Origin of the sequence: Pantoea sp. UBA5923 (genome assembly GCF_002431095.1) — a bacterium.
Taxonomy (GTDB): Bacteria; Pseudomonadota; Gammaproteobacteria; order Enterobacterales; family Enterobacteriaceae; genus Pantoea; species Pantoea piersonii.
Map to the genome: position 1 here is coordinate 44,533 of NZ_DJDN01000040.1, position 10,266 is coordinate 54,798.

Annotated in this window: 10 protein-coding genes; 6 read left to right on the forward strand and 4 right to left on the reverse strand. The window is 54.6% G+C overall.

The genetic code is table 11. From position 1 onward, the window contains the following. Positions 1-95: 95 nt before the first annotated feature. The 4 genes from amyA to fliD form a co-directional block, all read right to left on the reverse strand. Positions 96-1,577: an alpha-amylase gene (gene amyA / locus B3797_RS10135; RefSeq protein WP_311791003.1), complete on the reverse strand. Its 1,482-nt coding sequence runs from the start codon at positions 1,575-1,577 to the stop codon at positions 96-98. Positions 1,578-1,677: 100 nt separating this feature from the next. Next, complete coding sequence (gene fliT, locus B3797_RS10140) at positions 1,678-2,046, reverse strand: flagella biosynthesis regulatory protein FliT (protein WP_311782370.1); 369 nt, start codon at positions 2,044-2,046, stop codon at positions 1,678-1,680. After that, positions 2,046-2,456 carry a flagellar export chaperone FliS gene (gene fliS / locus B3797_RS10145; RefSeq protein WP_311791004.1) on the reverse strand — a complete coding sequence of 137 codons (411 nt, stop codon included), beginning with the start codon at positions 2,454-2,456 and terminating at the stop codon, positions 2,046-2,048. Before fliS ends, fliT begins: the two co-directional genes overlap by 1 nt. 18 nt (positions 2,457-2,474) lie before the next feature. Continuing rightward, on the reverse strand, positions 2,475-3,896 hold the full coding sequence (gene fliD / locus B3797_RS10150; RefSeq protein WP_311791005.1) for a flagellar filament capping protein FliD: 1,422 nt from the start codon (positions 3,894-3,896) through the stop codon (positions 2,475-2,477). A gap of 338 nt (positions 3,897-4,234) precedes the next feature. On the opposite strand from fliD, the gene B3797_RS10155 reads away from it, so the two are divergent. The 6 genes from B3797_RS10155 to B3797_RS10180 form a co-directional block, all read left to right on the forward strand. Next, positions 4,235-5,944, forward strand: coding sequence for a FliC/FljB family flagellin (locus B3797_RS10155; RefSeq protein ID WP_311791006.1), 1,710 nt, complete (start codon positions 4,235-4,237; stop codon positions 5,942-5,944). Positions 5,945-6,109: 165 nt separating this feature from the next. Continuing rightward, positions 6,110-7,075, forward strand: coding sequence for an HNH endonuclease signature motif containing protein (locus B3797_RS10160; RefSeq protein WP_311791007.1), 966 nt, complete (start codon positions 6,110-6,112; stop codon positions 7,073-7,075). A 144-nt stretch (positions 7,076-7,219) separates the two neighbouring features. Then, positions 7,220-7,942, forward strand: a complete 723-nt coding sequence (locus B3797_RS10165) for an RNA polymerase sigma factor FliA (protein ID WP_120453761.1) — start codon at positions 7,220-7,222, stop codon at positions 7,940-7,942. 49 nt (positions 7,943-7,991) lie between these two features. Next, on the forward strand, positions 7,992-8,495 hold the full coding sequence (fliZ, locus tag B3797_RS10170; RefSeq protein WP_311791008.1) for a flagella biosynthesis regulatory protein FliZ: 504 nt from the start codon (positions 7,992-7,994) through the stop codon (positions 8,493-8,495). 307 nt (positions 8,496-8,802) lie between these two features. Beyond that, the gene (locus B3797_RS10175) at positions 8,803-9,789 is read left to right on the forward strand and encodes a D-cysteine desulfhydrase (RefSeq protein WP_311791009.1); all 987 of its coding nucleotides are present in this window, start codon (positions 8,803-8,805) and stop codon (positions 9,787-9,789) included. 109 nt (positions 9,790-9,898) lie between these two features. Next, positions 9,899-10,266, forward strand: a 368-nt coding sequence (locus B3797_RS10180) for a transporter substrate-binding domain-containing protein (protein ID WP_311791010.1), incomplete at its 3' end; no start/stop codon positions are given.

Genomic DNA, 10,266 nt, shown 5'->3' on the forward strand with positions numbered 1-10,266 from the left:
AAATCCTGAAGTCCGACATTACGCGGGCGAACGAAAAAAAACAGTAATTGCACCACGCCTTATTTCGTCAGACGCGACGGAATAAGGCGCTTAAGTTACTCCGCCAGCACCCAGACGCTGACGCTGCCGCCGTTGCAGCGCACCACGACGTTACCCTGTTCATCAGCGGTAATCATCTCTTCGCGATGGCCCAAATAGTCGCGCCAGGCTTTACCGGCAAAGCCTTCACCCATCGCTACGCTTTTTTCGCCTTCATCGCCATTCGACATAATCACGATGCATCCCGGCTGCTCAGCGGTGCCGCTGCGGCTGAACGCCACGCAGTTGGGATGATCGAAGTAATCCGCCTGCGCGCCCCAGGCGTAAAGCTGACGAGCCCGAATCAGCGGCTCCAGTTCTGGGATAACAGGCATTTCGACGCGATGCGTCCCGCCGTCGCCCCCTTCATCTTCATAGCTGGCGCCAAACAGATCGGGATAAAACACCGTTGGCACCCCCTGTTCACGCAGCAGGATTAAGGCATAGGCGAGGGGCTTAAACCAGGCTTCTACCGGCGCTTCCAGCGACTGCAGCGCCTGAGTGTCGTGGTTGGCGACCAGCGTGACCGCATGCCAGGGATCGGCCTGGACCAGTGAATTAGCGAAAACCTGGCTGAGATCGTAGTCGCTGCCCTGCGTTGACGCCTGATGGAAATTCAGATGCAGCGGCGCGTCGAACAGCAGGGTTTTGCCCTCTACCTGCTGGATATATTCCAGCAGCTTGTCAGTCTCGAACGACCAGTATTCGGCGACGATAAACATCGGCTCGTCGGCGACCTCCTGAATATGTTCGATCCACTCTTTATAGAACCAGGCGGGAATATGTTTCACCGCATCAAGACGAAACCCGGTGCAGGGCACCTGTTGCATCACCCAGCGCGCCCAGTACTTCAGCTCTTCGCGTACGGCGTTGTTGCGAAAATCGATATTCGCGCCCATCAGATAGTCGAAATTGCCCAGCTCGCTGTCTACCTGATTGTTCCAGCCGTCGGCGGTGTAGTCATTAACTATCTTGAAAACGCCGTTCTCATCCGGATTTTCGATATGGTCGACGCCGCTAAAGCACTTATAGTCCCAGACGAATTTTGAATATTTACCCGCTCGCGCCGGAAAGCTGAACCGCGTCCAGGCTTCGCACTCGATCACCTCATCGCTGATGTCGTCGCGGTTATCGGGATTGACGCGGTTGACGCGCACGCGCTCTTTCTCATCGGCGCCCATTTTATGGTTGACCACCACATCCAGCAGGACGCCGAGATTGTGCGTGCGAAGGGCATCCGCCGCAGCCAGCAGCTGCTGCTTGTCGCCATATTTGGTGGCAACGCTGCCTTTCTGCTCAAATTCGCCCAGGTCGAAAAGATCGTAGCTGTCGTAGCCGACGGAATAGCCACCCGATTCGCCTTTACAGGCAGGCGGCAGCCAGGCCATGGTGATGCCGATCTCGCTCAGCCAGGCGGCCTTTTCAGCGACTTCAGGCCAAAGCTGGCCGCCGTCCGGGTAATACCAGTGGAAAAATTGCAATAACGTCGGGTTGTGCATCTGCTGCGCTCCAGCGGGAAGGAAAAGCAAGTATGGAGCACGACGAAAAAAAGACGCACCGGCAGAACAACTCTTTTGTTCTCCGCGGTGCGTTTCAGAATCAGGAGAGGGGCTGGTTTTCCATCGGCACCATCACGCTGCCCTGTTTGCCATAGGCGTTGAGCACCGATTTCTGGCGGGTATTCTGGTTAACCAGCGTCGAAAGCTCGTTCATGCGATCCTGCAGCAGGCGCTTAACTTCACTTTCATTATCAAGGATATGGCGCAGCACCGGACGCAGCTGCTCCTGCGCCTGCGCAGAAGGCGAAGCGGCCTCGGTCGATCGCGCCAGCCGTTGCACCGCGCTGACGTAATCAACTTCTTTTTTGATCAAATCATCCCATTCGCCCTCAGCTGCAAGACGCAGCATTTGCTGGCTGAGATCGAGTAACTGCTGGTAAATGGTAATCAGTTGCGGTGCTAGTATCATTAAACGGCGTCCTGAATCTGAGGTTGAGGCTGGGCAACTTCCTTCCAGGCATCAGCAATATTACGCAGCAGCGCTTCGACCTCGACAATGGCCTCCACGTCATTACGTAAATTCGCCTGAAGGAGACGCCGCACCATATAGGCGTACAGCGAAAGCAGGTTGGTGGTGAGCTCATCGCCGCTCTCTTCTGCGAGACCCTGCTTAAGCCCGTTTTCAATAATGTTAATGGCTTTAGAGAGGGAAAGGCCTTTTCCCTCAATGTTACCGTCCTGCATAAACAGGCGAGCACGGATCAACGCGCTGAGCGCGCCTTCGAACAACATATTCACCAGCTGCTGCTGGCTGGCGCTCATCACGGCGCTTTCGACGCCGATTTTTGCATAGGCCTGTATGCCGTTTGCGGTGTACATGATCACTCCTTAGTAAAATCAGCTCTTGGAGCTGGAGCTGTTTGACGTATCGAACTGCTGCGTCAGATAGCTGCTGGTCTGGTTTAGCGAGTTCATTACAACGTCTAGCTGGGTAAATTGGGCTTTCAAACGTGTAATAGTGTTATTAATACGATCGTTAACCGAATTGTACTGTTCAGTCAGGTTGTTCAACGTCTTGCTGACGCCGTCAGTAGCGGACTGAATAATACCAGTGCTGGATAGCCAGCCGGTCAGGTTGCTGGAGATCTTTGTCGCGATGCCAGTGGTTTTGCCGTCACCGATAATCATCTCTTTCACGCCCGCCATATTTGAGTTCAGGCTGGTGTTCAGCTTGCTGGAGTCCAGATCCAGCTGACCGGTGGTGGGATCGGTAGTTACACCAATTTGCGCCAGAGTTTTAAAGGTTGAGGAACTGGCAGTATTGGTCAGCAGGCTTTTCAGCTGGCTCTGGATAGTGCGCAGCGTACTGTCGCCCAAGAGCGCGCCGTTGCTGGAACTCTGCGAGTCGGAACCTACATCGACGGCGGTATATTTGGTCAGGCTGGAGAAGGTGTCCTGCAGCGTATTATAGGCCGACACCCAGCTGGTGATGGCGTTGCTGGCTTTAGAGGTGTCGGTGGCAACCGTCAGCGTCTGATTGCCGCTGGTGGTATCGCTCAGATTCAGCGTAATGCCTTCCAGCGCGTCGCTGATAGTGTTGCTGCTGTTTTCGATAGCGATATTGTTAACGGTCAGCTTGGCGTTCTGCGCCGTCACGCTTTCCGTCATCGCATTGCTGCTGGCGCTGGCGTCATAGCCGACAATGCCCTGCAGCGTACTGTCGCCGGTAACTTTAATACTGCTGAGGGCGTTATCCGAACCGGTTTTATCAGAGGTGACGGAGAGGCGGTAGCTGCCGTCTGCGACTTTGATAATGCTGGCGGTAACGCCTGCATCGGCGCCGTTAATGGCGTCGCGCATACCGCTCAGCGAGGTCTGATCGCTGGTCAGCGTGATATCTTTGCTGGAGCCGTCCGCCAGCGCAATGCTCAGCGTGCGGCTGCTGACCGAGCTGTCGCCCAGCGCCGTGGTGTTGCTGCTCTGTACCGCTGAGGTCAGCGTCTGCGCCTGCGCCAGCTGCGACACGCTAATAGTGTATTTACCCGCTACGGTGCTGCCAGAGGTAATAGCGCTAAAGGCGCTAGAGCTGCTGGTCGCCGTCGTGGCAGTGAACAGGTCCGCGTTATTAAGCGTGGTGTTCGCCGTCTGGAAAGTGGTCAGCGCGCTTTTCAGCGTCGCGTAGGCGCTCAGCTTGGCGGTATAAGAAGACTGTTGGTTAGAGATCGGCGTCAGAGCGGCTTTTTCCGCCGTCTGCATGCTGTCGAGAATACTGCTTAAATCCAGGCCTGAACCGACACCCAGGGTAGAGATACTTGCCATGCTTGTTTCCTTATCATGTCGACACGGAGAGTGAATACCGGGGTTATCGGCGGCGAATGGGGAAAGTTTAAAGTTATTCCTGCCGGCGCGATAAAGCGAATAGCGCATATAGAGAAGGGTATTTCTAAGGCTAGAAAAAGGGCGATTTTCTTCTAAAGAAGTCGCAGGCGAGGGCGATAAAGATAAGCGTGACAGGTTGAAGGAAAAAAATTTCACCTGGTACTAAAAAAATTCTAAAGGTTGTTTAAGGGCAGACGATAACAACTTTGACGGCGCTGAAGCCGGCGGGTTGAAGCCCACACCTTAACCGAAAGACTTGATTAACAGGAATATTTATCATGGCCCAAGTCATTAATACCAACAGCCTCTCGCTGATCACTCAGAACAACATCAACAAGAACCAGTCCGCTCTGTCTACCTCTATCGAGCGTCTGTCTTCTGGTCTTCGTATCAACAGCGCTAAAGATGACGCTGCTGGTCAGGCGATTGCCAACCGCTTTACTTCTAACATCAATGGCCTGACTCAGGCTGCACGTAACGCCAACGACGGTATCTCTGCTGCGCAGACCACTGAAGGCGCGCTGTCAGAAATCAACAACAACTTACAGCGTGTACGTGAACTGACCGTACAGTCTCAGAACGGCACCAACAGCCAGTCTGACCTGGACTCCATCCAGGACGAAATCAAATCACGTCTGGACGAAATTGACCGCGTATCGGGTCAGACTCAGTTCAACGGCGTGAACGTGCTGGCAAAAGACGGCACCATGAAAATCCAGGTTGGCGCGAACGATGGCCAGACCATCTCTATCGACCTGAAGAAAATTGACTCTTCTACTCTGGGTCTGAATGGCTTTAACGTAAACGGCAGCGGTACTATCACTAACAAAGCGGCAACCGTTAGCGACCTGAACTCTGCTGGCGCGACGCTGAACGTAGGTACAGGTAATTATGACCTGACCACTACCAACAAGGCACTGACCACTGAAGCGGCAATCAGCAAGCTGGCTACTGGCGATACAGTTGCTGTTGGCGGTGCTACTTACACTTATGATGCTAAAGCGGGCAACTTCACTACTACCAAAACCACCGCTGGTGCGGATGAAGCGACCAAAACTTCTAACCGTGATACATTAGCTGCCACCCTGAAAGCGGATCCAGGTAAAACTGAAAGCGGTACCTATACTACCAAAACTGGTACTGTTAACTTCGATACCGATTCATCAGGTAAAATCACTATTGGCGGCCAGGCTGCATTTGTAGATGCTACCGGCAACCTGACCACCAACAATGCAACCGGTACCACTGCTGCAACCATGACCTCACTGCTTAAAATTGCAAGTGAGAATACTGACGGTGCTTCTCTGAACTTCAAGGGAACTGATTACACCGTTGCAGCGGGTGGTACTGCGACTACGTCAAGCATCGTTTCTTACAAGGCGTCAGTAAGCCCTGATGTGGTTCTGGCTGCAACTAAATCAGCTACGTCCACCATCACAATGAATTCCGGTGTATTGACTCAATCGATGGCCTTCGATGCGACTGGCAAATCATCTGACAATACCTACCAGGATGACAAAGGTGCCATCACTAAAGTTGCTGACTACACTGTATCTTATGCAGTAAACAAAGATAACGGCGCGGTAACCGTAGCGAGCTATGCGTCAGCAACTGACACTAATAAAGATTACTCTCCGACTATCGGTGCGGCAGTAAACGTCACTGCTGATGGTAAAATTACTACTGATGCAACCAGCGAAGGCACTGCAACTTCAGACCCACTGAAAGCTCTGGATGCGGCTATCAGCAACATCGATAAGTTCCGTTCTTCTCTGGGTGCGATTCAGAACCGTCTGGATTCAGCGGTAACCAACCTGAACAACACCACGACTAACCTGTCTGAAGCACAGTCTCGTATTCAGGATGCTGACTACGCGACCGAAGTTTCAAACATGTCTAAAGCGCAGATCATCCAGCAGGCTGGTAACTCAGTGTTGGCGAAAGCTAACCAGGTTCCGCAGCAGGTTCTGTCTCTGCTGCAGGGCTAATCGCCCTCTGGTGAACGACCTTAAACCCCGCCTCGGCGGGGTTTTTTTATGGCTGAAAACAGCGAATTAGTCACCATTACGTTACAGATCCTCGCCATTCTGCCGATAACTCCCTACAGAACATCACACCTTTTTTAGCCCGATTTTTCTTTTTCTGGAGTGGCTATGCGCTTCAATTATGACTTGTTACCTGGCGAGCAGCTGACCTTTGAGGAGATTGCGCTGCGTTACGCGCAGCAGCATCCCGATGAAAGGGCGCTTACCGTACGCGGGTTGCTGAGCCCGTCCACCAGTCATCGCACTTTACGCATTCGCGCGATCTTCGCCGGTGAAGAGAGCAACAGTCCGCTGGAAGATCTGCTGTTTATCTCTGACGATAACGAACGCAAAAACTACCTGCGCCGTTTCGAGCACTATCTGAAGTCGCAGGAGCCATTCGCCTATTTCCGCCGCAGCGAGGCGCAGCGCGACAATCTATGGCAGGTCATGGGTGAAAGCCGGGTCTACGCCATGATCGATCCTCACGCCGCCGCCGCGCAGAACCTGCTCGCCAGCCGCGGCTATCAGCTGGTGTTAATGCGCGAGGATGAGAACGAGGCGTACTGGCAGCTCTTCGATCCCCAGTCGCACCCCTGTTTTCCGCTTTCGCGCCGTATCCAGTTTATTGTGGTGCTGAGTACGCCGCAGCATAAGGTGCCAACGGCAGTGATGGCGGGCATGGAAGTCGGCCGGCGCGTCAAAGCCAGCGTATTGCAGCGCGCCAGCCAGGCGGAGTTTCTGGCAGCGGTAAAAGCGCGCTACGGCGGCTGCGTAATGACCGGCACGCGCCTGACCGATCGTCACAGCTGGCCCTGGGTAGAGGCATGCCATATCGACAGGCGGGAAAATGAGGAGGGGGGGCTGGCGGACAACAGCGTCGATAATGGCCTGTTCCTGCGCAGCGATCTGCAGCGCCTGTTTATCAATAAAATGATAAGCATTAATGGTGATTCAGGGCAGATACGCTTCCATCCTGATGCAGAAATCCAGCAAAGCATAAGCCCTTATTACCAGGCGCTGGAGGGGCAGGTCTGCGCCCTGTGGGAAGCGGTTCCGCTTGCCACGCGGCAGCGGCTGGGCGCGTTGGGTTAAGCGCCCTTATGAGAGCGGATCAATCCGCTCTCTGACATAACAAAAATGAAATAACCTCGCTTTTGCCCGCCTATTCACCCAATCAATCCCCCCTACAGAACTGGATAATCCTGCCGATAACTTCATTAACGCAGGGTAGTCAACGTGAACGATTTCTATACCGCCGAAGGCGTGATGGATAAACATTCGCTCTGGCAGCGCTACGTCCCGCTGGTGCGCCATGAAGCATTGCGTCTGCAGGTTCGTCTGCCAGCCAGCGTTGAGCTAGACGATCTGCTGCAGGCCGGTGGCATTGGCTTGCTGAATGCTGTGGAGCGTTACGACGCACTGCAGGGGACAGCATTCACCACCTACGCCGTGCAGCGCATCCGTGGCGCAATGCTGGATGAGCTTCGCAGCCGTGACTGGGCGCCGCGCAGCGTGCGACGTAACGCACGCGAAGTGGCGGGCGCGATGCATCAGGTCGAGCAGATGATGGGGCGTGCAGCCACCGAGCAGGAAGTAGCCGATCGGCTGAATGTTTCGATGGAAGAATACCGGCAAATTTTGCTGGATACCAATAACAGCCAGCTCTTCTCCTACGACGAGTATCGAGAAGAACACGGCGACAGCGCGGAGCTGGTCACGGAAGGGCATGAAGAGGCCAACCCGTTGCATCAGTTACTTGAAGGGAATCTGCGTGAACGCGTCATTGAAGCGATCGAAGCTTTACCCGATCGCGAAAAAATGGTGCTGACACTGTACTACCAGGAAGAACTGAACCTGAAAGAGATTGGAGCGGTACTCGACGTGGGAGAATCACGCGTCAGCCAACTGCACAGTCAGGCGATAAAACGCCTGCGTGCCCGACTAACGGGAGCGCGCTGACGGCTTCAGTTCCTGGCGATCTAAAAATAATAAAACCGGGGACTCAGCAATGGGAGCCAAATCCAAAGCCAGACCTTTAAGCCGTTATCTTAAAGATTACAAACATAGCCAGAGTCACTGTTCTCACTGTGGCAAAGTGCTGAACCGCATGGCGTTGGTGTTTCGCGGTCAGATCATCAATAAAGAGGCCATTGCGCGCATGGACCAGATGATTGATGAGCAGCTGTGGCTGAAATTACAGCCAGAACTGACCGCGCTGTGCCGTTTTTGTAGTGATATTTTTTGCAATACGCATCCTAATTACTTCGACATTATGGCATTCAAGCAGTACCTGTTTGAGCAGACGGAAATGAGCCACAGCACCATCCGCGAATATGTGGTACGGCTGCGTCGTCTGGACGATATGCTTAAGGCCAAAAATTTCCCGGCTGACCGCTTAAGCGGCAATAGCTGGCACGAATGCCTTGAGAATGATTTGCCTGATGCGGGCAATAATAACTACCGCATCGCGCTGCGCAAATATGACCAGTTTTTGGGGTGGCAGCGCAGCTAGCTGCCGAAGCGCTGGCACGCTGATCGACTCCGCTCAGGTGGAGACGTGTCAGAAATACCAGCGAAGCATTCAGTATGCCGCCGCGACGCACTTAACCTGGCGGCTACCTGAGAAGCGGGCAGCGCAACCTGTTCCTGTCATAAGGGAGGGGTTGTGCGATAGTCTTAAGTACGTCCCCCTGCTGCTTACCGCTGTTTAAAAATGCGAAAGCATCAGGTGACCTCTTCTTTTACGCGCGAAGGCAGATGATCCTTCGCGCAACTTCTGCAACACTGTAAAGATTACTGTGACAGCCCCGGAGGCCGCATTGTCTTTACATCTTCTTCAACAGTATCCACGTCTTGAGCTGCTCGGCGCGCCGACCCCGCTGGAGCATCTGCCACGCCTTTCCGACTATGTCGGCCGCGATATTTTTATCAAACGTGACGATGTCACGCCAGTCGCTCTTGGCGGCAATAAACTGCGCAAGCTGGAGTTCCTGGCGGCGGATGCGCTGCGCGAAGGGGCTGACGTATTGCTGACGGCGGGCGCTATTCAGTCTAACCACGTGCGTCAGACCGCCGCCGTCGCGGCAAAGCTTGGCCTCAAGTGCGTCGCGCTGCTGGAAAACCCGATTGGCACCGAGGCGGAAAACTACCTCAGCAACGGCAACCGGCTGCTGCTGGATCTCTTCGACTGTGAAATCGTGCTGGTAGAGGCGCTGAGCAATCCGGCGGCGCAGCTGGCGGCGCAGGCGGAACGCCTTGAAGCGCAGGGTTTTCGTCCTTATGTCGTCCCGGTTGGCGGCTCGAACTGGCTGGGCGCGCTGGGATATATCGAATGCGCGCAGGAAATCGCCCATCAGAGCGAAGGCGTGGTCGACTACGCCGCCGTCGTGGTGGCGTCCGGCAGCGCAGGCACCCATGCCGGGCTGGCGGTCGGGCTGGAGCAGCTGCTGCCGCAAACCGAGGTGATTGGCGTTACCGTTTCGCGGACAACAGAGCAGCAACTGCCGGTGGTAGACAGCCTGCGTCAGCAGCTGATTAGCAAGCTAGAGCTGACCAGCACCGCGCCCGTTACGCTGTGGGACGACTACTTTGCACCGCGCTACGGCGAGCCGAACGAGGAGGGGATGGAAGCGGTCAAACTGCTGGCTCGCCTGGAAGGCATTCTGCTCGATCCGGTTTATACCGGCAAAGCGATGGCTGGCCTGCTGGACGGCATCAGCCAGAACCGCTTCCGTCGCGAAGGGCCGCTGCTCTTTGTGCATACCGGCGGTGCGCCGGCGTTATTTGCTTATCATCCTTCGGTCTGAGCAGCCGGAAAAAAAACGTTTATACTGCGCAAGTTACTGAAGCAGTACCGGGCGGCGCGCAAGCGCTGCCTGACAACACACACATCACATACTAATAAATGGGGTAGATATGATTTTTTCTCGTGTTGGTCGCCATCTGGCGATGGGCGTGATGGCGGCGGCGATGATTGTCGGCGTTAATATCAAGACGCACGCGGCGGAAAACCTGCTGGCGCAGATCAAAGACAAAGGCGAGCTGCGCGTCGGCCTGGAAGGAACCTATCCGCCGTTCAGCTTTCAGGATGAAAACGGCAAGCTTACCGGCTTCGAAGTCGAGTTCGCGCAGCAGCTGGCGCAGCATATGGGCGTAAAAGCGAAACTGCAGCCGACCAAATGGGACGGCATGCTGGCGGCGCTGGACTCTAAACGTATCGACGTGGTGATCAATCAGGTGACCATCTCCGAGGAGCGCCAGAAGAAGTATGACTTCTCCACGCC

Excerpts from the sequence above, each read along its gene's own strand:
- amyA (WP_311791003.1), bottom strand. The coding sequence starts at position 1,577 with ATGCACAACCCGACGTTATTGCAATTTTTCCACTGGTATTACCCGGAC.
- fliT (WP_311782370.1), bottom strand. The coding sequence starts at position 2,046 with ATGATACTAGCACCGCAACTGATTACCATTTACCAGCAGTTACTCGAT.
- fliS (WP_311791004.1), bottom strand. The coding sequence starts at position 2,456 with ATGTACACCGCAAACGGCATACAGGCCTATGCAAAAATCGGCGTCGAA.
- fliD (WP_311791005.1), bottom strand. The coding sequence starts at position 3,896 with ATGGCAAGTATCTCTACCCTGGGTGTCGGTTCAGGCCTGGATTTAAGC.
- B3797_RS10155 (WP_311791006.1), top strand. The coding sequence starts at position 4,235 with ATGGCCCAAGTCATTAATACCAACAGCCTCTCGCTGATCACTCAGAAC.
- B3797_RS10160 (WP_311791007.1), top strand. The coding sequence starts at position 6,110 with ATGCGCTTCAATTATGACTTGTTACCTGGCGAGCAGCTGACCTTTGAG.
- fliZ (WP_311791008.1), top strand. The coding sequence starts at position 7,992 with ATGGGAGCCAAATCCAAAGCCAGACCTTTAAGCCGTTATCTTAAAGAT.